The organism is Marinobacter sp. (assembly GCF_041690615.1).
In the GTDB taxonomy this organism is placed as follows: domain Bacteria; phylum Pseudomonadota; class Gammaproteobacteria; order Pseudomonadales; family Oleiphilaceae; genus Marinobacter.
Genome location: NZ_JAWLGY010000023.1, coordinates 1 through 23,837 on the forward strand (window position 1 = coordinate 1; position 23,837 = coordinate 23,837).

Annotated in this window: 18 protein-coding genes, 1 tRNA gene and 1 riboswitch; of the genes, 14 read left to right on the plus strand and 5 right to left on the minus strand. The window is 58.9% G+C overall.

Translation table 11 applies throughout. The annotated features are described in order from the left end of the window. Positions 1-150 precede the first annotated feature (150 nt). From ACESMZ_RS14530 to yhbY, 5 genes are all read right to left on the minus strand, one after another. A complete protein-coding gene (locus ACESMZ_RS14530) occupies positions 151-990 on the minus strand; it encodes a PEP-CTERM/exosortase system-associated acyltransferase (RefSeq protein ID WP_372972845.1) in 840 nt (279 codons plus the stop codon). A 108-nt stretch (positions 991-1,098) separates the two neighbouring features. Continuing rightward, positions 1,099-2,730: an FAD-binding oxidoreductase gene (locus ACESMZ_RS14535; RefSeq protein ID WP_372972846.1), complete on the minus strand. Its 1,632-nt coding sequence runs from the start codon at positions 2,728-2,730 to the stop codon at positions 1,099-1,101. 488 nt (positions 2,731-3,218) lie between these two features. Next, a complete protein-coding gene (locus tag ACESMZ_RS14540) occupies positions 3,219-3,929 on the minus strand; it encodes a PEP-CTERM sorting domain-containing protein (RefSeq protein WP_372972847.1) in 711 nt (236 codons plus the stop codon). Between the two features lie 29 nt (positions 3,930-3,958). Beyond that, positions 3,959-4,033, minus strand: a riboswitch (cyclic di-GMP riboswitch). Positions 4,034-4,332: 299 nt separating this feature from the next. Further along, positions 4,333-6,954 (minus strand): tetratricopeptide repeat protein, encoded by a 2,622-nt coding sequence (locus ACESMZ_RS14545; RefSeq protein WP_372972848.1) that lies wholly within the window; start codon positions 6,952-6,954, stop codon positions 4,333-4,335. Positions 6,955-7,155: 201 nt separating this feature from the next. Further along, entirely contained in the window at positions 7,156-7,458 is a 303-nt protein-coding gene (gene yhbY, locus ACESMZ_RS14550) for a ribosome assembly RNA-binding protein YhbY (protein WP_372972849.1), read from the minus strand. A gap of 148 nt (positions 7,459-7,606) precedes the next feature. Between yhbY and rlmE the strand changes: the two genes are divergently transcribed. The 14 genes from rlmE (at position 7,607) to pnp (ending at position 23,718) form a co-directional block, all read left to right on the plus strand. Then, positions 7,607-8,227 carry a 23S rRNA (uridine(2552)-2'-O)-methyltransferase RlmE gene (gene rlmE / locus ACESMZ_RS14555; protein ID WP_372972850.1) on the plus strand — a complete coding sequence of 207 codons (621 nt, stop codon included), beginning with the start codon at positions 7,607-7,609 and terminating at the stop codon, positions 8,225-8,227. A gap of 100 nt (positions 8,228-8,327) precedes the next feature. Beyond that, a complete protein-coding gene (gene ftsH / locus ACESMZ_RS14560; RefSeq protein ID WP_372972851.1) occupies positions 8,328-10,265 on the plus strand; it encodes an ATP-dependent zinc metalloprotease FtsH in 1,938 nt (645 codons plus the stop codon). Between the two features lie 122 nt (positions 10,266-10,387). Next, positions 10,388-11,221, plus strand: coding sequence for a dihydropteroate synthase (folP, locus tag ACESMZ_RS14565; RefSeq protein ID WP_372972852.1), 834 nt, complete (start codon positions 10,388-10,390; stop codon positions 11,219-11,221). A gap of 358 nt (positions 11,222-11,579) precedes the next feature. Further along, positions 11,580-12,941 (plus strand): phosphoglucosamine mutase, encoded by a 1,362-nt coding sequence (gene glmM, locus ACESMZ_RS14570; RefSeq protein ID WP_372972853.1) that lies wholly within the window; start codon positions 11,580-11,582, stop codon positions 12,939-12,941. 359 nt (positions 12,942-13,300) lie between these two features. Beyond that, positions 13,301-14,056, plus strand: a complete 756-nt coding sequence (gene tpiA / locus ACESMZ_RS14575) for a triose-phosphate isomerase (RefSeq protein ID WP_372972854.1) — start codon at positions 13,301-13,303, stop codon at positions 14,054-14,056. Between the two features lie 65 nt (positions 14,057-14,121). After that, positions 14,122-14,502 (plus strand): preprotein translocase subunit SecG, encoded by a 381-nt coding sequence (gene secG / locus ACESMZ_RS14580; RefSeq protein ID WP_372972855.1) that lies wholly within the window; start codon positions 14,122-14,124, stop codon positions 14,500-14,502. Between the two features lie 6 nt (positions 14,503-14,508). Next, positions 14,509-14,593: transfer RNA gene (locus ACESMZ_RS14585), tRNA-Leu, on the plus strand. 404 nt (positions 14,594-14,997) lie between these two features. Continuing rightward, positions 14,998-15,459, plus strand: coding sequence for a ribosome maturation factor RimP (gene rimP / locus ACESMZ_RS14590; RefSeq protein WP_372957485.1), 462 nt, complete (start codon positions 14,998-15,000; stop codon positions 15,457-15,459). A 46-nt stretch (positions 15,460-15,505) separates the two neighbouring features. Continuing rightward, a complete protein-coding gene (nusA, locus tag ACESMZ_RS14595) occupies positions 15,506-16,999 on the plus strand; it encodes a transcription termination factor NusA (RefSeq protein WP_372957486.1) in 1,494 nt (497 codons plus the stop codon). Between the two features lie 17 nt (positions 17,000-17,016). Further along, on the plus strand, positions 17,017-19,599 hold the full coding sequence (gene infB, locus ACESMZ_RS14600; protein ID WP_372957487.1) for a translation initiation factor IF-2: 2,583 nt from the start codon (positions 17,017-17,019) through the stop codon (positions 19,597-19,599). Beyond that, positions 19,599-20,009, plus strand: a complete 411-nt coding sequence (gene rbfA, locus ACESMZ_RS14605) for a 30S ribosome-binding factor RbfA (RefSeq protein WP_372972856.1) — start codon at positions 19,599-19,601, stop codon at positions 20,007-20,009. Before infB ends, rbfA begins: the two co-directional genes overlap by 1 nt. Before the next feature lie 2 nt (positions 20,010-20,011). Beyond that, on the plus strand, positions 20,012-20,938 hold the full coding sequence (truB, locus tag ACESMZ_RS14610; protein WP_372972857.1) for a tRNA pseudouridine(55) synthase TruB: 927 nt from the start codon (positions 20,012-20,014) through the stop codon (positions 20,936-20,938). An 86-nt stretch (positions 20,939-21,024) separates the two neighbouring features. After that, positions 21,025-21,294 (plus strand): 30S ribosomal protein S15, encoded by a 270-nt coding sequence (gene rpsO / locus ACESMZ_RS14615; RefSeq protein ID WP_264995353.1) that lies wholly within the window; start codon positions 21,025-21,027, stop codon positions 21,292-21,294. Between the two features lie 306 nt (positions 21,295-21,600). Next, positions 21,601-23,718, plus strand: a complete 2,118-nt coding sequence (pnp, locus tag ACESMZ_RS14620; RefSeq protein WP_372957490.1) for a polyribonucleotide nucleotidyltransferase — start codon at positions 21,601-21,603, stop codon at positions 23,716-23,718. The last annotated feature ends 119 nt before the right edge of the window (positions 23,719-23,837 follow it).

Sequence of the window (23,837 nt, forward strand, 5' to 3'; positions counted from 1 at the left end):
TTCGGCTTCAGAGCCAATCATGAACCGCCGTGGTACGGAACCGTATGCCCGGTGGTGTGAGAGGACGGGGGAGGCAACTCCCCCTCCTACTCGATTCAGGTTTCCCTGGGCCGGCTGTATGAATGCAATCCAGATCAGCTCAAATGGATGTCAGGCAACCGCTTCTTCGCGTTCCTTGTACTCGTCATCCAACTTCGGTGGCAAGTGCCGACCATTATCAGTAATCAACGACCAGACATCAGGCCTCCGCTTCTTGATGCCTTTAATCAGGGCTGCAGCCTCAGTGAACGCAGGACGACGGCGGCCGTGGTACTCCAATACAGGACCGACGTGATCAAACTCCACGCCAAATCGTTTTAACAGCCGAAGTTGCGACGGCTCCATGACAGCCATCCAGTGGGTTATGCCATGCTGAATCGACATCTGAAGAATGGCAGAGAAAAGGCCGAGACTGATGTAGGGCATCGCTCGCTTTCCTTTTTCGGCGTCACTGTAACAGGCGAGGGCGCTGATGCCGCTGGTGGATTTGTCTTCATTCAGGCGCCGACGGAACTCCCTGCTGACGGCCATTCGGGAAATCTCCGCAACCCTGTCTCGAGGTGTTTGCATGATGGCCCGTAATGCCGTTCGATCCATGTGTGGGAGGCATGGGCCCTCCATAGGGAAATCAATATCGTCGGGCGTGTCGCCAGCCATGACCAGCCGAACGGCGGCCACGCTGTCACCGGTGACCCTGTGCCGTATCAGTGCGTGAGCCGAGCGGTGATCATATTCATCGTGCTCCCTCTTGTCGGCAAAGCAGTTGGGGTCTTCGAACGGCCGGTCGATACAATAGACCTGATATCGTACTGCAAAAACCTCGTCGATGGTTTCTGGAGAATTTGCCAGGTGTACGGCAAATACCGAGTTGAAAATATTGCTGATGTCTTCCGGCACCTGAGCGTTCTTGGTGTTATTTGTTTGATGCGGAAAAGCAAACCCTGTGTGCATTGTTAGGTCCTCGCTCTTTTCCGTCCCTGGAGCTGTATTATCTATGATGTTGGGGGTAAAGCGCCCTCAAGGTCTGAAGGGGGTGCTTCGTTATATCGAGGCTACAGCTCATAAAGCCTCGTAGTTCTTTGGCCCGGGCACGTATCGCCCGGGCGCCAGAATATTGTTAGGGTCGATTGCAGATTTCAGCTGGCTGGCGAGCTTGCCGGATCTGGAGCCAGCGGGATAGGCAAGCTCCATGGCGTCAACGTTCAGACGGTAAGGTAGAAACCCTTCCTTCTGGCCGGCTTCATACAATGCCCGGTAACACTCCTGAGCTCGTGCGGTGGAGTTGGCGTCGCTACGATCAAACAGCAGTGGCACGGTAGAATCAAAACAGCGGTCGTTAATGGTCGTTAGTGTGATCAGTGGATTCACGCCATACTGGGGGCAGATCCGTTCAATCATGTTGACATACCGGCGCGCATCGCTACCGCGGATGGGAACCAGGGGTGCAAACCATATCAGCCCGCAACCATCCCTCGCGGGATTTTTCGGCTGTCCGTTAGCTGGCAATGCCCCTGAGCGCCAGTAGGCTAATGCAAGGGCAACATCATTAGGGCGCCCGTGCATTATTTCCAATGCGCCGGAAAGCGTGTCCGCCATGCCTGTAATTTTCGTGGACCATCGCTGCGGGACCAACTTCGCCAGCTTTCTTGCTGCGTTAACTCTCCGTTTGTCGATAAACACCAATCGGTCGGTATCCGGGCCAAGTAGTCGTTTCAATGTTCGTTTGGCAGCCTTTGCTACCTCCCGGGGTGCATAGATTGCGCCAACGCCACTCCATGCTGGCACGCCGTGGATGTCGGCAAGCAGTTGAGTCTCGTGGTCAGGCAAAATCCCATCGACTGCTTTGTCTTCGGGGAAAGGCACCATCATGGAGAGCATTCGTCTGCTATTTAGCAGGTTTATCGCTACGACCGATCCACCCAGCGCTCGTAACACGGACCTGACCGTGGGCACCAGGGCTTCGAGTTGGGCGTCGTCTTTTGTTGAGAAGAAAAAGGCAGTTACAGTCTCGGGGGCCGGGGCAAGGGCGATGGTCATATTGACGACCACTCCGAAATTGCCCTGGCTGAAAAGGCCGTCCAGATAGGGGCCGACGCCCCATTTAAACAGGCGATCAACCTCTTCCCCGCCTTGTTCAGTGAGAGACGTCTGGTAAAGACTTCCATCGGGTAAAACGGCGGTGATTCTGGTCACTGCTGAAAAATGGTCAGTAATAGGCGTGATGCCGTAGCCTCGTTCCAGCGCATTACCGAGTAGACTGCAAGTGGGGCCTGCGCCGGTTACGGGAACAAGGTAGTCGCCTTCATTCTCATCCAGGAATTCGCGAAGTGCTGCCTGTGTCACTCCGGGCTGAATAGTGATGACACCCATTTCCGGGTCAAAGTCGGAAATACGGTCAAGCCCGCTCAGGTTGAGGATGACGCAGCCATCCTCAACCGGGTTGGCGCTACCGTAACCCCAGTTATTTCCAGTGCTTACGGGGTACACCGGCACTTGCCACCGCTGCGCGATCTGTAAAATCTTCGCGACTTGTTCCTGGTTCGTTGGGTGGAGTACGGCTGGAATCGAGCGCTTGGTTCCAATAGTTGAAGCGCCGAAGCCGGCCGTGTCAGTGGCACTGACGCCCGACGCCCCCAGAACGGCGGTCCATTCGTCAATTGCGGACTGAATAGGGATTTTAATCACTGGCATTCTCAAGGTTCATTAACGTTAAGTTAACGTCTGCTAACTGTGCGGTAAGTTATTGCGATGGGATTATAAGTGAGGTAGGGACTGTAACACTATGGATCGGTATTACGGCTTGGATAATCGATTTCAAGCGTGAAATTCACGTTATAACAGATGGTTGAACTCGATTCGGGTAAGCGGTAGGCAATACCTATGCATTAAAAAGACTTAACCTATGTTAAGCCTGGGACGGTAATTTATTGGTTATCAAAGGGTTTTCGGGTGTTTTATGGAATCGTAAAGAACTGAAAATAATGGTTATTTTTTGTTCTGATGACTGGGCGCATGCGGAGAGGGTGTGTTTCGGCGGGCAGATAATTTGAATTACTGTTCATATATGCGACACGTTTAAATAGGCGTCATATAAATGCAAGAGGATAAGAAAGGGTTTTAGGGTAAGTCAGAGACCAGCCCTCAGGGCCTGGTCTCTGAATACAGATGCTAAATGACTATTATGATTGGCGGCGGCGGGCTGCTCCCAGGCCAACCAGGCCGAGACCGAGTAGGGCCAGGGTGCCAGGCTCGGGAACCGTGATTTCGAACGATTGACCCATGAAAGTGCCCGCGTTTGGCTCGGCAAATGTGTGCCAGTCAAGGATCTCTACGTCGGGAGTATTGAATGCATCACTGATGAAGATGCCCTGGCCAGCTATGCCGCCGTTTGCACCTTCACCTCCACCAAACTCGCTTAGGTCCCAGAGGTTTGAGTAGAGATCAAACCGCATTTCATCGCCGAACGTGAATCCATTGTTGAGGGTGAAGTCGATGCCATCCCAGCAGCAGCTGTTGAGGGTGTTCCAGTCTGCAAATCCAAAGGTGCTGATATTGCCGGACGTCAGGATATCGGTGCCGTTGGTTTCGAACTGGAAACTTGACGCTTCATTAATGCTGTTGTTGAAGACTGTAACTGTTCCATTGAACACAAACGCTGCGGAAGAGTCTGCCGTCCAGCGGATGTGCCAGTCTTTGGCACTGCTGTTCCATATGTAATAGCCGGCCGCGCCTCCATTAAGCTCGCTATCGATTGCGGCGTCGCTGGAATTCGCATCGTAGGCAGCGGTGAAGCTCCCCGTTGTTTGTCCGTTGTACTCAGGTGTCGCTAATGCCGCGGCAGAGCCGAGCGACAATACGATGCCCGCTGTTACTAGCTGAAGGTTGTTCATCGAATACTCCTTGATACTGCATTGGCGTTCCATGCAGCCCGGCGGTCTCTGAGAGATCCGTGGCTTTCCGTCCCATCCTCGCGAATGGTTTGGCCAGCGTGACCGAGATTCTTGGCTCGGCGCTGGTCGGTGGTATGCAAGTGCGGTTCCAACTGAATAAAAAACATTAAAAACAGGAGGATAGGGATCTTATTGGGTCGAGGTGTAAAGAAATTCGACGCCAAAAATGCGAGTTGTATCGCTTTCTAGCCAATATAACAAAATTTAACAAATTGAGGTGTCAAGAAAGCTGACGTGCATAACTGCGGCGGATGACGATGGGAGGCCGGAGGATGAAGGCGCTCATCCTCCGGCGTGTTTCGGGTGATATTGGAGTCGTTTGGGTGGGCGGCTAGCCTACTGGCTAGAGCGCCTGCCGAGCATCGTTCAGGTGGTTTTTGATTTCCTGGTTATCAGGGTCAAGGTCCAGGGCCTTAGTGAGTTGTTCCACTGCCTGCTCATGCTGCCCGTCAAGATGGAGAATCCAGCCGTAGGTGTCCTGTACTGCGGCATTCCCGGGAGCCAGCTGGGCAGCCTGTGCGGCCAGGTCCAAGGCGCGTGGACGATTATTTTCCCGTAACAGCCAGGCCAGATTGTTCATGGCTCGGACATTATTTGGCTGTAGTCCTAATACCTGCTCGTATCTGGGTAACGCCTGTGCGTCGCTGCCCTTGCTCATCAGGTGATCCGCTCTAGCCAGGTGGGCAGCAGGGTTGGCAGGTTGGCGTTCAACCCACTGCTCGGTTAGCGAATCCACTTTATCAGGAGCCTCGCTACGGCTCAGCTGTATCAGGTCGGCAAGGACGGCTGGGTTTTCACTGTCCTGGTAATAATTCTCCAGAGTGGCCATGGCTTCGTCTGGACGTTCAGCAAGCATGAGGAGTTGTGCCCGGGACCGAACGGTGGCCGGTTGTTCGCCGAATGTAGCTTCAACCTCGTTCAGTGTGCTCAGGGCTGAGTCGGTATTGCCTTCCATGGCTGCGTAACGAGCCGGAAGCAGGGCTAAACTGACGTTGTCCGGCTGCAGGGTTGCGACTTCTCCTGCCTTTGCTCGGGCGGTTTCCCAGTCTTCTGCTTGCGCCGCCTGCTCAGCCTCGGTCACCAGGAGCTGGCTGGTCAGTGCGATGACAGTATCTTCCCTGTTGTTCTGGGTAAGCTTTTCAAGCAACTCGCGGGCATCTTCGGTGCGGCCCTGCTGGATTCTGGCCTGGGCGGCAAGGACAGTGGCGTTAAATTGGATTTCCGGGCGTTGTGTGCCTAACTCCTGGAGCCAGCTGATAGTTTCCTCTGACGTGTGGGTTGAGGCGTATAGCCGGGCGGCTTCGCTGAGCGGTCTTATCGAATCCGGGGTCAGCGCGGCTGCGGTAATGAGGGACTCAAGCGCCTTGTCCGTATTCCCCGTTCGCTGATAAGCGGATGCCAGGGCCTGATGAGTCAGAGCTGATTCGGGGTTGTCATTTGTGAGTTTTTCGAGCCGATTCAGGGCAGACTCGGTTTCTCCCAGGCGGAGTTCTGCCAGGCTGGCGAGCAGCAGCGCCGGTGGTTCATTGGCGAAGCCGTTGAGTAAGGACTCTTTCACTTCCTCGGCTTCTTTTTCCCTGCCAGTATGCATCAGCAAGGCCAGATAGCTCTGAGTCACGGTCCAGTCTGTGGGTGTTTCAGTGAAGGCAACGCGCATCTGGGCCAGTGCCTGCTCCTGCTGCTCTTCCGACATGTAATGACGTGCCAGAGCCAACCTTAAACGCGACCGGGACCGGTCCAGTTCCAGTGCTTTGCTCAGGCTGGCGACACCGGTTTCTTTATAATCATCCAGGGACAGGGCCAGAATGCCGTGCATCGCCAGTAGCTCTGCATCCTTAGGGCGTGCCTCGATAGCGCGGGATAGCGTTCGAAGGGCTTCCTCGCGCTTGCCGCTGTCAATTTGGGCAATGGTCGCTGCGCGAAGAAACGGGGTGGGTGTAGTCTCTGCGTCAATGTTACCGGCGAGCAGTTTTTCCGCTTCTTCCCTCTCGCCTTCCTGCAGGCGAAGTGTGCCCAACATAAGGGCGACCTGTTCATTGTCGGGGTTCTGGCGTATCAATTCTTCGAGGGTCGTGCGTGCTGTATCCATGTCGCCACGTAGAATGGCTTCGAGGGCAGACTCAGCACGCTCGCGGGTATCGGAACTGGTGTTCTCCGCCAGGATCTTGTTGTAAACCTGGGCCTCGGTGATGCGACCCTGCTCGGTCAGGCTCCGGGAGAGCAGGGTAAGGATGCTGCGGCGCACCGGCAGGAAGATGTCCGAGGTGGGAACGGCCGCGGTGGCATCGGTCAGCACCTCGGTACTTTCTTCAATATTGCCCATGCGGTAATGGGCCAGGCCGGTCAGGTAGAGCACCTCGGCATTATCGCCGTTCTGTTCGGTCCACCGGGTCAGGCTGTTCACAGCGGCCTCGGCCTCACCGCTCGCCAGCAGTGCCTTGGCCAGGGCCACGGTAATTTCAGCATCGGCAGGGTGGGCTTCCTGAAGGCCGCGTAGCTGGCTGACGGCCTGCTCGGTATTGCCCGCCAGGCGCTGGCTCTCGGCTCTCAGGTAGTCGTATTCCCGTTGTGCTGAATCGGTCTGGGGCTGGAAGCCATCCAGGGCTTCGCGGGCAGACAGGTGCTTGCCTTGCAGGATATAGCCCCGGGCCAGGGGCAGGGACACCTGGTCCCCGTGGTCCTCTTGCCAGGGTTCCAGCAGGTCGGTGGCCTGTTCCCCGGCGCCAATGCTGTTATAGATGCCCGCCAGGACCAGCACGTGGTCCACGTTGCCCGGATCCTTCTGGACGGCATTGCGGACTTCCAGCATCGCGGAGCGGTACTGGCCCTGGTCGGCGTAGGTTTCGGCGCGGGTAATGTGGCCGGCGGCTTCCGAGTTGGTGTCGTCGGAGCTGCTGCAGCCAGCGGTAAACACAAGGATGGAGGAGGTAGCGGCAGCGGCCAGGAACCGGAGTGCGGTGTTCATGGTTTCGATCCTTCGAACAGGTCTGGTTGGTTTTTAATCGTATCCTAGCGTCAATGTTACTTTTTGGATAGGCGGATTTTGCAGTGAAGGGGATTTGTCGGGAGCGTCGCCAGGTGGCTGTTTTCTGGTCTGGTCTGTGTGAGTCCGTGCCATCCGTGGCGAAGGACTGCGGCTTCGGGTACTACCAGCGGCAGGAAAGGTTCAGCGCGACAGGTTGCTCAGCTTCGGGTTGGGCTGCTTGGCGCGGCGCATCACGATGGCAATCTTGCCGATGGTCTGGACCAGTTCGGCACCAGACTGGCTACACAGCTCGCTGATGACTTCAGCGCGGGCCTCCCGGTCATTGCTGGCCACTTTCACCTTGATCAGTTCGTGGTCGTCCAGGGCCCGGTCCAGCTCCTGCATCAGGCCCTCGGACAGGCCCTTGTCGCCGATGATAATGATGGGCTTCAGGTTGTGGGCGATGGCGCGATATTCGCGACGCTGGGCAGACGAAAGGCTCATGATGAACTCTCTTGATCAAGGCTATTAAAAGATAGTAGCGGGCGATCGGGAGAAATTAAGGCCCCGAGCCCGTATAATCGCGGCATGATAACAGAGAAGCCTGTCGGTTGGATGGGCGATTGCACTTACAGCACGACCGGGAGGCACATTGGCGCGCTCGAAATCCAGTGATCGCTGGCTTAAGGAACATTTTGACGATGTATGGGTCAAGAAGTCGAGGGAAGACGGCTATCGTTCCCGGGCCAGCTACAAGCTCATCGAGCTGGACGCGAAGGACAGGCTGTTCCGCCCCGGTCAGACCGTTGTGGATCTGGGCGCAGCCCCCGGCGGCTGGACCCAGGTGGCGGTTGAAAAGGTGGGCGACAGGGGTGTCGTGGTCGCCAGCGACATCCTGCCTATGGATCCCATCGCCGGTGTGGACTTTGTGCAGGGGGATTTTACCGAGCAGTCGGTGTTCGATGAACTCATGGCAGTGCTGGGTGATCGGCCGGTGGATGTTGTGATTTCCGATATGGCCCCCAACATGAGTGGTAACCCGGCGGCAGATATCCCTCGGGCCATGGCGCTGGTAGAGCTGGCGCTGGATATGGCCACGCAGGTATTGCGCCCCGGGGGCGTGTTTGTCGCCAAGGTGTTTCAGGGGGAAGGTTTTGATTCGCTGCTGGCGGAGATGAAGCGTTCATTCTCGTCAGTGGTCAGCCGCAAGCCGGATTCGTCCCGCGCCCGGTCCCGTGAGGTGTACCAGGTGTGCAAGGGTTTTCGCGGATGACCGGTTTCTGGTGGTAGCACGTACAATTGGTGTAAGGTAACCGACAACAGGCCGCTGTGGCTCAGGCCCCGGCTGCCCTGCAATTCACAGGTGATGATCCTTGAACGATATGGCTAAAAATCTGGTTTTGTGGCTGATAATCGCAGCCGTACTGCTGATGGTGTTCCAGAATTTCTCTCCGACGACCACCGCTCAGCAGGTCAACTATACCGAATTCGTCCAGATGGTGGAGCAGGGCCAGGTGCGCCAGGTCACCATCGACGGACTTCACATTCAGGGGCAGCGTAGCGACGGCTCCCGGTTCGACACGGTACGGCCGCCGATTCCGGATAATCGCCTGATGGACGACCTGTTCAGCAATAATGTCGAGATCATCGGCAAGGAGCCAGAGCGTCAGAGCCTCTGGACCCAGTTGCTGGTGGCGGCGTTCCCCATCCTGATCATCATCGCGCTGTTCGTGTTCTTCATGCGGCAGATGCAGGGCGGCGGTGGCGGCAAGGGCCCCATGTCGTTCGGCAAGTCCAAGGCCCGCCTGATGAGCGAGGACCAGATCAAGACCACCTTTGGCGACGTCGCAGGTTGTGATGAAGCCAAGGAGGACGTGAAGGAGCTGGTGGATTTCCTGCGGGACCCCAGCAAGTTCCAGCGTCTTGGTGGCCGCATTCCCAAGGGCGTGCTGATGGTGGGTCCTCCGGGTACGGGTAAGACCTTGCTGGCCAAGGCCATCGCGGGTGAGGCCAAGGTGCCGTTCTTCACCATCTCCGGTTCTGACTTCGTGGAAATGTTCGTCGGTGTCGGTGCCTCCCGGGTGCGTGACATGTTCGAGCAGGCCAAGAAGCAAAGCCCCTGTATCATTTTCATCGACGAGATCGACGCCGTGGGTCGCCATCGTGGCGCCGGCATGGGCGGTGGTCACGACGAGCGTGAACAGACCCTGAACCAGCTGCTGGTCGAGATGGACGGCTTTGAGGGCAACGAGGGCGTTATCGTCATCGCCGCTACCAACCGTCCGGACGTCCTGGACCCGGCGCTGCTGCGTCCCGGCCGTTTCGACCGCCAGGTGGTGGTCAGCCTGCCGGACATCATTGGCCGTGAGCAGATCCTTAAGGTGCACCTGAAGAAGGTGCCCCTGGCAGACGGTATCGAGCCGGCGGTGATTGCCCGTGGTACGCCCGGCTTCTCCGGTGCCGACCTGGCCAACCTGGTAAACGAGGCCGCCCTGTTTGCGGCACGTCGTAACCAGCGCCTGGTCACCATGGAAGAGCTGGAGCTGGCCAAGGACAAGATCATGATGGGCGCCGAGCGCAAGTCCATGGTCATGAACGAGAAGGAAAAGCTCAACACGGCCTACCACGAGTCTGGCCACGCCATTGTTGGCCGGCTGATGCCGGAGCACGACCCGGTGTACAAGGTGAGCATTATTCCCCGCGGCCGCGCCCTGGGTGTGACCATGTTCCTGCCGGAAGAGGACAAGTACAGTCACTCCAAGCGTTACCTGATCAGTTCTATCTGCAGCCTGTTTGGTGGCCGTATCGCTGAAGAGCTGACCCTGGGCTTTGAGGGTGTAACCACCGGTGCCTCCAACGACATCGAGCGTGCCACCCAGCTGGCCCGCAACATGGTCACCAAGTGGGGTCTGTCCGAGAAGCTCGGCCCGCTGCAGTACGATACCGAGAGCGAAGAGCCGTTCCTGGGTCGCAGTGCCGGCCAGAGCCATACGGTCTACTCTCCGGAAACTGCCCAGCGTATCGATGAGGAAGTGCGTAACATCATCGATACCTGCTATGAAAAGGCCAAGCAGATCCTGGTGGAAAACCGGGACAAGCTCGACCTGATGGCTGAGGCACTGATAAAGTACGAGACCATCGACCGCTTCCAGATTGACGACATCATGGAAGGCCGTGCGCCGCGTCCGCCCAAGGGTTGGGGGGATGGCTCCGGTGGTGGTGTCACCATCGACCAGCCGGAAACCGGCACCCTGTCCGACAATGACGGTCGCGACAGCGGCGCAGCCGGGCAGCCGGCCGGCGAGCACTGATCGCCAGCCGGTAAGTTCGGAAGCAAGAATACACGCCGCCTGCGAGGGCGGCGTTTTTGTTTCAGTCAGGCCCTTTCTTTCCCGTATTATTTCTTTTCAGATCCAATCAGGCAGGTTGTGTTATGCAGATGACATTCGCCGGGCGCGAGCTGGACATGGGGCGTTGCCATGTCATGGGCATTGTTAATGTCACGCCGGACTCGTTCTCCGATGGTGGCCGCTACAATTCGGTTGAGCTGGCGGTGCAGCGGGCCCGCGAGATGGTCGCTGACGGCGCCGCGTTCGTGGATGTGGGTGGCGAATCCACCCGCCCGGGTGCGGCACCGGTGTCCGAGCAGGAAGAGCTGGACCGGGTGTGCCCCGTTGTCGAGGCGATTGCCCGTGACGTCGATACGGTTATTTCGGTAGACACCAGTACGCCCTCGGTTATCCGGGAAACGGCGCGCCTCGGTGCGGGCCTGGTCAATGACGTGCGGGCCCTGGAACGGGAAGGCGCCGTCGATGCTGCCGTGGAGGCCGGCTTGCCGGTATGCCTGATGCATATGAAAGGTGCTCCGGGCACCATGCAGCAAAATCCGGAATACCGCCACGTGGTTCGGGATGTGGCGACCTATCTGATGGACCGGGTCAGGGTGTGTGAGGCGGCCGGCATCCCGGCAGAGAAAATCCTGCTGGATCCGGGGTTCGGGTTTGGCAAGACCCTCGAGCATAACCTGCAGCTGCTGACCGCGCTGGAGCAGTTGCGAGTGCTGGGCTACCCTCTGCTGGTGGGCATGTCCCGCAAGACCATGCTGGGGCAGATTACCGGGCGGGAGGTAAGCGAGCGCTTGCCGGCCAGCCTGGCAGCCGCCACAATATCGGCCCTCAAAGGTGCCTCGGTGATACGGGTTCATGACGTGCGCGAGACCGTGGATGCGGTGAAAGTGGTCGAAGCGGTGCAGGCTCGGAGTTTTTGATATTTTGCCAAGGTTCTTCCACAGACACCCTTCGACGGGCTCAGGGTGAGCGGAATGGCCCTTCGACAGGCTCAGGGCAAACGGGAGAAAGTTTTAGCCACTAAATCCACGAAACCCACTAAAAACACGCAAGGTCACAAGCGTAAATTTTCGTGGATTTGGTGGCAAAGAGTGCTTGGTCTTTCCTTTCTGTGTTCTGTCATGGATGCCGAGGAGGGCCGTTCGCCCTGAGCCTGTCGAAGGGCGCCACAACCTACCGTTCGCCCTGAGCTTGTAGAAGGGCGTTTGTAGAAGAACGGCTGTCGAAGGACCCTGAATTCCGCGGTTAAATAGATTTCAAAAAGGAGCAGACTCACAAATGACGGACAAGAGCGCAGCGGTAACGCGCCGGTATTTCGGGACAGACGGTATTCGCGGCCGGGTGGGTGATGCGCCCATTACCCCGGATTTCATGCTGCGTCTGGGCTGGGCCGCCGGCCAGGCTTTCAAGCGGGACGGTCAGCGCAACAGCGTGATTATCGGCAAGGACACCCGCCTGTCCGGTTATATGTTCGAGTCTGCCCTGGAGGCTGGTCTCTCCGCGGCCGGTGTGGACGTCAAACTGCTGGGTCCCATGCCCACGCCCGCCATAGCCTACCTGACCCGGACCTTCCGGGCCTGCGCGGGTATTGTGATCAGTGCCTCCCACAACCCCCATTATGACAATGGCATCAAGTTTTTCTCCGGTGACGGCACCAAGCTGGACGACAGCCTTGAGGCGGAGATCGAGCGCTGGCTGGATCAGCCGGTCACCGTCTGCGAATCGGCCGACCTGGGCAAGGCGTTCCGGGTGGAAGACGCCCCCGGCCGTTACGTGGAGTTCTGCAAGAGCACCGTGCCCAACGAGTTTGTGCTCGATGGCATGCACATCGTGCTCGACTGCGCCCACGGCGCCACCTACCACGTGGCGCCGAAGGTCTTCCGCGAGCTGGGTGCCCGGGTTTCGGTGATCGGCGGTGACCCTGACGGCCTCAATATCAACCTTGGCGTGGGTTCCACGCACCTTGAGGCGTTGAAGGAGACTGTCCAGCAGCGTCAGGCGGATCTCGGTATTGCCTTTGACGGTGACGGTGACCGTGTGCTGATGGTGGACAAGGACGGTACTGAAGTGGACGGCGATGAGCTCATTTACGTGATTGCCGCCCAGCGCAAGAAAGCCGGCACCCTTCAGGGTGGGGTGGTCGGCACCCTGATGACCAATCTGGGCGTCGAGCTGGCCCTGCAGGATCAGGGCATTCCCTTTGAACGAGCGAATGTTGGCGACCGCTATGTCATGGAGCGCCTGCTCCAGCGGGGCTGGCTGTTGGGGGGAGAGGGCTCGGGCCACCTGGTGATCCGCGACTGCACCACCACCGGTGATGGCATTGTCTCCGCCCTGCAGGTGCTGCTGGCCTGCTGGCGAGCCGACAAGACCCTGGGGGAGCTGCGCCAGGGCATGACCAAGCTGCCCCAGACCATGATCAACGTTCGCGTGGGAGAGCGCTTTGACCCCATGACCCGCACGGATATTGCCGAGGCGGTACGCAAGGCGGAAGACCACCTCGGCGCGGCAGGCCGCATCCTGCTGCGCGCTTCCGGTACCGAGCCGTTGATCCGGGTGATGGCGGAAGGCGAAGACGCTGCTGTGATTGAGCGGGTGGCTGAGGAGCTTGCGGAAGTGGTTGGTCGTTCTCGGGCGTGATTTTTCCGGGATCCAGGCACCCTTCGGCAGGCTCCCTTCGACAAGCTCCCTTCGACAAGCTCAGGGTGACCCTTCGACAAGCTCAGGGCGAACGGTGGTTGTGGCGCCCTGTGGCAGGCACCCTTCGGCAGGCTCCGGGCGACCCTTCGGCAGGCTCAGGGTGAGCGGAGGGGCGGTCCTTCGACGGGCTCCCCAACCCCCGTTCGCCCTGAGCTTGTCGAAGGGCGTTTGTTGAAGGGCGTCTCGCAAAGGGTCGCGGATTCCGAGACAAAAACCACTCTTGTACACTCCAGAACGCTGCTGTATAGTTCGCGCTCGTTTCCGGACGGCCCCCGGGCATAACCCTGATGACGGATGGCATGCGCAGACAGATCGTTGCAGCAAACTGGAAGATGAACGGCTCCCTGGAGTTGGTTCAGCAACTGGTACCGGTCGTCAGGGATGGGGTGGCAGCGCTTGATAATGGCCCCGAGGTTGTTATTATGCCTCCCTCACTTTACCTCGGTGAGGTGAAAGCAAGGCTGGCCGGCTCGTCCATTGCGACGGGCGTTCAGAATGTGGCCCAGTGGCAAAGCGGTGCGTACACTGGCGAGATTGCCGCGGCCATGGCCGCTGATGCCGGTTGCCAGTACGCGCTGGTGGGGCACTCGGAGCGCCGCCAGTTGTTTGGCGAGACTGATGAGGCCGTCGCCGCCAAGGTGGCTCAGGTTCTCGAGAGCGGTTTGCAGGCCGTGGTCTGTGTCGGCGAAACCCTCGAAGAGCGGGAATCCGGCGATGCCGAAGCCGTCGTCTGCCGTCAGGTGGAAGGCGCTCTGGCAGGGGTGTCCGCCGACGAAGCTGGAAAGATTGTTGTCGCCTATGAGCCTGTATGGGCCATTGGTACCGGTAAAACCGCAACAGCGGAAGATGCCCAGACGATGCATGAGGCGATCCGTCAGAAGCTGGTTGAGCTCGGGTTGCCGGGAAATGCGATGTCAGTGCTTTACGGCGGCAGTGTAAAACCGGATAATGCTGCCGCGCTGTTTGCAAAGCCGGATATCGACGGTGGGCTGATCGGCGGCGCCTCGCTGAAGGCCGAAGATTTTATCGCGATCTGTCAGGCGGTTGTTACGTAAGACCGGACAGGATCACACGGGTTCTGCAGTCCTCCGGGACTGTTACAGAGTTACAGAGAGCAGATATGGACTGGATGGAAACACTGGTTGTCGTCGTGCACGTCGTGATTGCCGTGGCACTGGTGGGTCTGATTCTGATCCAGCAGGGCAAGGGCGCCGACGCCGGCGCTGCGTTTGGTGGCGGTGCCTCCCAGACGGTATTCGGCAGTCAGGGTAGCGGCAGCTTCCTGACCCGTGTGACCAGCATTCTGGCCCTGGTGTTCTTTATTACAAGTTTTTCGCTGGCGATTTTCGCCAAGCAGCGCGCTGAGGTGGCGGGTCAGGCCGGAGTTCCCATGGTGGAACAGGTTGATCGCAGTGCCCCGGCGGATGATGCTGAAGGCGGGGCGCCGAGCCTCAGCGAAGAAGAGGGCGGTGATGGTGATTCCATTCCCGAGCTCGAGTGAGTTTTTGCCGAAGTGGTGGAACTGGTAGACACGCTATCTTGAGGGGGTAGTGGCGTAAGCCGTGCCGGTTCGAGTCCGGCCTTCGGCACCATATACAGAAGCGGCTTGGTGTAGCTTTTACCCAGGCCGTTTTTTTTGGTCAGTCCTTGACCACGGTCGCCCGGGTCCTTATACTCCGGCGATTATTGAAGCGACTCGGCGCGTGGGTTTGTCCCGCACCGGGTTGCGGTGACAGGCCAGGTGTCTGTCGGCGGTCCATCCGGTTATCCGGCGCTGGTTCGCGATTACTTGCAACAAAAGGCCCCACAGGCAGGTAGTTCCGGAGTTGTCATGGTCCGGGCTGTCTGAGCAGTCGGGGCTTTTTGATTAAGGGGCCTGGCGCGTCGGGCCCTGATGCATGAAAAGGGCTGCCAGACAGCCCTTTTTTTGTTTTTGTGGCCTGAAAAAATCAGCCGCCGGCAAAGCTGGCGGGTTACCACGGGAGTCGCATCGGACTTGTCTGCAAAACTGAACAAACTTGAAGAAATCCTCCGCCCGGTGGTGGAAGGGTTGGGGTATGAATTCTGGGGGGTTGAATTCCGCTCCCAGGGTCGCAACTCGATACTGCGCCTGTTTATTGATGACCAGGAAAATGGCATCAGCATCGAAGACTGTGAAAAGGTCAGTCGCCAGGTCAGCGGTGTGATGGATGTGGAAGACCCGATCCAGAACGAATACACCCTTGAGGTTTCATCCCCGGGGATGGACCGGCCCCTGTTTACCCTGGAGCAGTTCAGTGCCTGGGCGGGGTACCAGGTCAGTATCCGTTTGCGGATGGCCTTTGAGGGACGGCGCAAGTTCCAGGGCATCCTGAAAGGCACCGAAGACGGCGATGTGGTGGTTGTGGTGGATGACCACGAGTACCTGCTGCCGTTCGAGAGTATTGATAAAGCCAACATTGTGCCGGTTTTCGAGTAAGGCCGGATGACTGCAAGTCTGAGAATTGTAAGGGCAGGGCATTTCAATGAGTAAAGAAATCCTGATGGTGGTTGAGGCCGTTTCCAACGAAAAGGGCGTCGAGAAAGACGTCATTTTCGAAGCCATCGAGCTGGCATTGGCGACCGCGGCAAAGAAACGTTTCGAGGATGAGGAAGCGGACATTCGCGTTTCCATCGATCGTCGCACCGGTGAGTATGAAACCTTCCGTCGCTGGCTGGTGGTGGACAACGATGCCGTTCCGGCCCTGGGTACCGAGCTGACCCTGCAGGAAGCCGAAGAGATCGATACCAATCTCAAGCCCGGCGATATCCATGAGGAAAAGATCGAGTCTGAAAGCTTCGGTCGTATCGGCGCCCAGGCGGCCAAGCAGATCATTTTCCAGAAGGTGCGCGAAGCCGAGCGCATGCGCATCGTCGACAGCTATCGTGACCGCGTAGGCGAGCTGATCTCCGGTACGGTCAAGAAGGTGACACGGGACAACGTCATCATTGACCTGGGTAACAACGCTGAAGCCCTGCTGCCCCGTGATCAGCTGATTCCCCGGGAAACGTTCCGCATGGGCGACCGGGTTCGCTCCCTGCTGCAGGACATCCGCACGGACCACCGCGGCCCGCAGCTGATGCTCAGCCGGACCGACCCGCAGATGCTGATCGAACTGTTCCGCATTGAAGTGCCGGAAATCGCCGAGGAGCTGATTGAAATCCGTGGCGCCGCCCGTGACCCGGGCTCCCGCGCCAAGATTGCGGTCAAGACCAACGACCGTCGCATTGATCCGGTGGGTGCCTGTGTCGGTATGCGTGGCTCCCGGGTACAGGCCGTCTCCAACGAGCTGGCCGGCGAGCGCGTCGATATTGTGCTGTACGACGACAACCCCGCCCAGCTGGTGATCAACGCCATGGCACCGGCAGAAGTGGCTTCCATTGTGATGGACGAAGACAGCCACACCATGGAAGTCGCAGTTGCCGAGGACAACCTGGCCCAGGCCATCGGCCGTAACGGTCAGAACGTACGTCTGGCCAGTGAGCTGACCGGCTGGACCCTCAACGTCATGACCGAAGAGGAAGCCGGCGAGCGGCAGGAGCAGGAATATAACCGCCTGCTGACGCACTTTATGGAAAACCTCGACGTTGACGAGGAATTTGCCGGTGTGCTGATCGAGGAAGGCTTTACCTCTATCGAGGAAGTGGCCTATGTGCCCATGGAGGAAATGCTGGCGATTGAAGGGTTCGACGAGGAGACCGTTACCGAGCTCCGCCGTCGTGCCAAGGATGTATTGCTGAACAAGGCCCTGGCCAGCGAGGAAGCCCTGGAGGGCAACGAGCCGGCCGACGACCTCCTTGGAATGGAAGGTATGGACCGTACCCTGGCGTTCAAGCTGGCGGGTATGGGTGTCCGCACCATGGAGGATCTGGCAGAGCAGTCGGTTGATGACCTGCTCGACATTGAAGGTATGGACGAAGAGCGTGCTGGTCAGTTGATCATGACGGCGCGTGCCCCCTGGTTTGAAGACCAGGCTTAATCGGGAGGAGGACCAGTATGGCAGAAGTAACCGTTAAACAACTGGCCGAAGATGTAGGCGCTCCCGTGGATCGTTTGCTGCGTCAGATCGTGGAAGCTGGCCTCAAGGCCCGTTCCGAAAATGATTCCGTGACCAGCGATGAGAAGCAGCAGTTGCTGACCTATTTGCGCAAGAACCACGGCGAGGCCGAAGCAGAGCCCAGTAAGATTACCCTCAAGCGGAAGACCACCACCACCCTGAAAACCGGTGGCGGTGCCCGTGGCGGCAAGACCGTTAACGTGGAAGTGCGCAAGCGTCGTACCTATGTGAAGCGCGCTGAGTTGCAGCCCGAGCCGGAGCCGGAGAAGCCCTCCGCACCGGTGGCAGAGGAGAAGCCGGAAGCCGCGCCCCAACCGGCCGCCGAGCAGGCGCCGGTGGAAGAGCAAAAGCCGCAGGCCCCCGAGGCGCCCGCTGCTGAAGGCACGCCTGAAACCGGCCCGATTGCGGTTGGTGAAGAAGATGCCGCGGAAGCCACCAACAAGGCGGTCAAGCCGGAGAATACCGCAGCGGAGGAAGAGATTCCGATGCCGCCGCCTGATCCTGAAACCGCCAAGGATAAGGAACGCAAGGCCAAGAAGAAGAAGGAAAAGGCCCGCGAGCGTCCTGATGATGCGGAAGAGGGCAAGCCCAAGAAGAAGTCCGCAGGTCATCGCGGACCACGCAGTCGTCCGGTGGAAGAACCCATTGTGCTGTCCGAAGATGAAGAGGACACCACGCTGCGCAAGCCGTTGCGGGCGAAAAAGAAACCCAAAGAGAAAAGGCATGGCTTCGAGAAGCCAACCAAACCAATGGTCAGAGAAGTCGAAATTCCGGAAACGATTACCGTTGGTGATCTCGCCCAGCGCATGGCGGTGAAAGCCGCTGATGTGATCAAGACCCTGATGGGTATGGGTGTGATGGCCACTATCAACCAGGCCCTCGACCAGGAAACAGCAGTACTGGTAACCGAAGAGCTGGGTCACAAGGCCAGGACCGTCAGCGAGGATGCCTTCGAGGAAGAGGTCATCAGTGAGATTGCCGGCGACACCGGCGGCGAGAAGACCCGCCGTGCACCGGTGGTCAGCGTTATGGGTCACGTCGACCACGGCAAGACCTCCCTGCTGGATTACATCCGTCGTACCAAGGTAGCCGCCGGTGAGTCCGGTGGTATTACCCAGCATATCGGTGCCTACCACGTGGAAACCGATCACGGCATGGTGTCCTTCCTGGATACCCCGGGTCATGCGGCCTTTACGGCGATGCGTGCCCGCGGTGCCCAGTGTACCGACATTGTTATCCTGGTGGTGGCGGCCGATGACGGCGTTATGCCCCAGACCAAGGAAGCCGTTAACCACGCCCGTTCCGCCGGCGTGCCCCTGGTGGTTGCCATCAACAAGATGGACAAGGAAGGAGCCGACCCCGACCGCATCAAGAACGAACTGGCCGGCATGGAAGTGATTCCCGAGGACTGGGGCGGTGACGTCCAGTTCGTACCGGTGTCAGCCCATACCGGTGACGGTATCGATGCGCTGCTGGAAGCGGTTCTGCTGCAGGCGGAAATGCTGGAGCTGGAAGCCGTCAAGGACGCTGCGGCCAAGGGTGTCGTGGTGGAGTCCTCCCTCGAGCGTGGCCGTGGTTCTGTCGCAACTGTACTGGTCCAGAACGGTACCCTGCGCCAGGGTGACATGGTGGTCGCAGGTGCCTGGTTCGGTAAGGTCCGCGCCATGACCGACGAGACCGGCAAGCAGGTCAAGGAGGCTGGCCCGTCCATCCCGGTGGAGATCCTCGGGCTGAACGGTACTCCGGATGCCGGTGACGAGTTCTTTGCCGTTGCCGACGAGCGCAAGGCGAAAGAGCTGGCCGAGTTCCGTCAGACCCGGGAGCGGGAGCAGCGGTTGCAGCGTCAGCAGGCGGCCAAGCTGGAGAACCTGTTCGAGAACATGGGCAAGGACGAGGTCAAGACCCTCAACGTGGTCCTAAAGACCGACGTTCGTGGTTCCCTGGAAGCCATTACCAAGGCCCTGCAGGACCTGGGTAACGACGAGGTCCAGGTGAAGATCATCTCCTCCGGCGTGGGTGGCATCGCGGAAACCGATATCAGCCTGGCGCTGGCGTCCAACGCCGTCGTCTTCGGCTTCAACGTGCGGGCGGATACCTCCGCCAAGCGCCTGGTGGAGCAGGAAGGTGTGGACCTGCGTTACTACTCCATCATCTACAACCTGATCGATGATGTGAAAGCGGCCCTGACCGGTATGCTGGCACCGGAATTCCGCGAGGACATCGTCGGCATCGCCGAGGTGCGGGACGTATTCCGTTCACCGAAGTTCGGCCAGGTGGCCGGCTGTATGGTGGTGGAAGGCACCGTTTACCGGAACAAGCCGATCCGCGTTCTGCGTGACAACGTGGTGATCTTTGAAGGCGAGCTGGAATCCCTGCGCCGCTTCAAGGACGACGTGCCGGAAGTTCGCAACGGCATGGAGTGCGGTATCGGTGTTAAAGGCTACGATGTGAAGGTGGGTGACCAGATCGAGGTGTTCGATCGGGTTCGTGTTGAACGCAAGCTGGAATCTACAGGTTCATAATGCCCAGAGAGTTCAGTCGTCTCGACCGCATTGGTGACCAGATCCAGAAGGAGCTCTCGCAGCTCATCATGCGGGAGGTCAAGGACCCCCGCGTGGGCATGGTTACCGTCAATGCGGTGCGCGTCAGCAAGGACCTCGGCTATGCCGATATCTATGTGTCCCTGCTCAGTACCGAGGAACTGACCGAGGAGTCCGGCGAAGTGCAGGACTCCCTCAAGGTTCTGCGCAATGCCTCCGGGTTTCTCCGGGGGCAGCTCGGTCGCGCCATGAAGTTGCGGGTGATTCCGCAGCTTCGTTTCCACTTCGACACCCTCCAGGGTCAGAGTCGTCATATTGACAGTCTCATCGACCAGGCCGTGGGCAAGAAGCCCACAGTCCGTCAGGACGACGACAACGACCAGGAGTCCTGAGTTTGGCTCGCAGACGCAAAGGCCGTGACGTTAACGGCATACTGGTCATCGACAAGCCCCAGGGCATTACTTCCAACGGCATTCTTCAGCAGGTCAAGCACCTCTATGGCGCGGCGAAAGCCGGCCATACCGGTGCCCTTGACCCGTTGGCGACCGGTGTGTTGCCCTTGTGCTTTGGTGAGGCCACCAAGTTTTCCCAGCTGATGCTGGACAGTGACAAGGCCTATATCACCACGGCAAAGCTGGGCGTCCGTACGGAAACCGCCGACAGTGAAGGCGCCGTGGTCGCCGAGCGGCCCGTGCCGGAAGGACTGACCGAGGCGGATGTCGAGGCCGTGCTGGCCGACTTCCGGGGTGATATCGAGCAGGTCCCTTCCATGTACTCGGCCCTGAAACACAAGGGCCGGCCGTTGTACGAGTACGCCCGGGAGGGCATCGAGGTGGAGCGCCCGGCCCGGCCGGTGACCATCTATGAGCTGACCCTGCTGGCGGTGCGCCCCGACGAGCTGGACCTGGCGGTAAAGTGCACCAAGGGCACCTACGTTCGTAACCTGGTGGAAGACATCGGTGAAGCCCTCGGCTGCGGCGCACACGTGTGCGCCCTGCGCCGTACCCTGGCGTCCGGCTTTACCCTGGCGGATGCCCACCAGGTGGCCGACCTGGAGCAGATGCGGGAGCGGGGCGAGTCCCTGGATGGACTCCTGGTGGCGCCGGATGCAGCGCTCACCATGTTCCCGGAGTTGACCCTTGAGGGGGCAAATTTACAGTCGATATTGAACGGACAACCCGTTAGAATGTCGGGTCAATCCTTGACCGGACCGGTACGGCTTTACGGTGATAACCGTTTTGTCGGCCTCGGTGAAGGACAGCCGGAAGGCGAGGATACAACCGTGGTTGTGCCCCGTCGTCTGGTTTCAAGCAGTCGATAACCAGCCGGTTGTGACTGCCTAGCCGGGCTGCAGAGATGCGCGGTTCGGCCGGATGATTTCAGGCATCGCAAACAATGAGGTGATTTATGGCACTTTCAGCCGAGGAAAAAGCACAGATCGTCAAGGACTACCAGCAAGGTGATGGCGACACAGGTTCCCCTGAAGTTCAGGTTGCCCTGCTCAGCGCCAACATCGACAAGCTGCAGGACCACTTCAAGGCCAACAAGCAGGATCACCATTCCCGCCGCGGCCTGATTCGCATGGTTAACCAGCGTCGTAAGCTGCTGGACTACCTCAAGCGCAAGAACGCTGACCGTTACCTGGATCTCATCCAGCGTCTGGGTCTGCGTCGCTAAGCGGACGACCTGTCGGCTGGCGCCATTCCGGTGCCGGCCTGTGCTCCGATGGCTGGGCCCGGTTTACACCGGGGCTTGTCATCGGGGTATGCTTTTCCACCCGAACCGGTACCAGAACCGGTTGTTACGCCACTACCGAAGTGCTTCTGCTGTCATGACCGAAAGCGCCGATAGCAGGTTGTTGAAAGGCCCGGGTATATTTCCCCGGGGTTTTGCAACAGCCTGTTCGCTTTCTGGTAGCAGGGCTTTGGGAATGCGTCTTCCTGATCTGGTGCATTTGAAGATCAAGCAAAATCAGGAGTTACTGTGATTCCACAAGCAACCAAGAAAACCTTCGAGCTCGGTGGCAAGACCGTCACCCTCGAAACGGGCCGTATTGCCCGCCAGGCCACCGGTGCCGTGCTGGTGACCATTGATGACATTTCTGTACTGGGTACCGTTGTGGGTGCCAAGGAAGCCAAGCCGGGCCAGCCGTTCTTTCCGCTGACCGTGAACTACTTCGAGAAGACCTACGCCGTGGGCAAGATCCCGGGTGGCTTCTTCAAGCGTGAAGGTCGTCCTTCCGAGAAGGAAACCCTGACCTCGCGCCTGATCGACCGTCCGATCCGCCCGCTGTTCCCCAACGGCTTCATGAACGAAGTGCAGGTCATCTGTACCGTCATGTCTTCCAGCAAGACCCAGGATCCGGACATTGCCGGCATGCTGGCGGCTTCTGCAGCCCTGTCCATTTCCGGTATTCCGTTTGACGGCCCCATCGGTGCCTCCCGTGTTGGCTTTACCAACGACCGTGGCTACTTCCTGAACCCCACCTTTGAAGAGCTGGAAACCTCAGTCCTGGACATGGTGGTTGCCGGTACCGAAGACGCCGTGCTGATGGTTGAGTCCGAGGCGAAGGGCCTGACGGAAGACCAGATGCTGGGTGCGGTACTCTTCGCCCACGAAGAGATGCAGTCTGCCGTTACCGCTATCAAGGAATTCGCTGCCGAAGTTGGCAAGCCCCGCTGGGACTGGCAGCCAGAGCCTGAGAACACCGACCTGCTGAACGCCATCAAGGATGGCTTCGGCGGCGATATCGCTGAAGCCTACGCCATCCGCGACAAGATGGAGCGCTACGCGAAGCTGAAGGAAATCAAGGATGCCGCCGTTGCGAAACTGGCCGGTGAAGAAGAAGGCCAGCCGGCTGAAGACGAAGTGAAGAAGTACTTCGGCAAGGTCGAGAAGAACGTGGTTCGCCAGCAGGTTATCGAAGGTAAGCCACGGATTGATGGTCGTGACAACAAGACCGTCCGTCCCATCAACATCGAAGTGGGCATTCTGCCGAGCACCCATGGTTCGGCCCTGTTCACCCGTGGTGAGACCCAGGCCATCGTGACCACCACGCTGGGTACTGCCCGTGACATGCAGATCATCGATGCCCTGGAAGGTGAGCGCAAGGATCCGTTCCTGTTCCACTACAACTTCCCCCCGTACTCCGTCGGCGAAGCCGGTCGTGTGGGTACCCCGGGTCGTCGTGAAGTGGGCCACGGTCGCCTGGCCAAGCGTGGTGTGGCGGCGGTTATGCCGACCATCGAAGAGTTCCCCTACACCATCCGTGCGGTCTCCGAGATCACCGAGTCCAACGGCTCCAGCTCCATGGCCTCTGTCTGTGGTTCCTCCCTGGCACTGATGGACGCGGGTGTGCCCATCAAGTCGCCGGTGGCCGGTATTGCCATGGGCCTGGTGAAGGAAGGTGAGCAGTTCGCCGTCCTGACCGACATCCTGGGGGACGAAGACCACCTGGGCGACATGGACTTCAAGGTGGCCGGTACCTCTGAGGGCATCACTGCCCTGCAGATGGATATCAAGATCAACGGCATCACCGACGAGATCATGGAAATCGCCCTGGAGCAGGCCCACGAAGCGCGCCTGCACATCCTGGGTGAAATGGCCAAGGTCATTGCCGAGCCCCGCACCGAGCTTTCCGAGCGTGCGCCGAGCATCACCACCATCAAGATCCATCCGGACAAGATCCGCGACGTGATCGGTAAGGGCGGTGCGACCATTCGTTCCATCTGCGACGAAACCGGTGCCTCTATCGATCTGGACGATGACGGTAACGTCAAGATCTACGCTGACACCCAGCTTGCTGCCCAGGCAGCGGTCAACCGGGTCAAGGAGATCACCGCCGAGATCGAAGTGGGCGCGCTGTACAAGGGCAAGGTTGAGCGCATCATGGAGTTCGGCGCCTTCGTTAACATCCTGCCTGGCAAGGATGGCCTGGTTCACATCTCCCAGATTTCCGACCAGCGTGTCGAGAACGTCACCGACGTACTCAGCGAAGGTCAGGAAGTCCTGGTCAAGGTGCTGGACGTAGACAACCGTGGCCGCGTCAAGCTGTCCATGAAGGAAGTGAAAGAGGGCGACAAGCCCACCGACTTCAGCTAAGTTCGTCTGAGGTCAGAAAAAGCCGCCCCGGGAGACCGGGGCGGCTTTTTTGCGTTCAGAGTGCAGGAAACCACCCGGGGTGACAGGCCATAAAAAAGGCAGCCTGGAGGCTGCCTTTT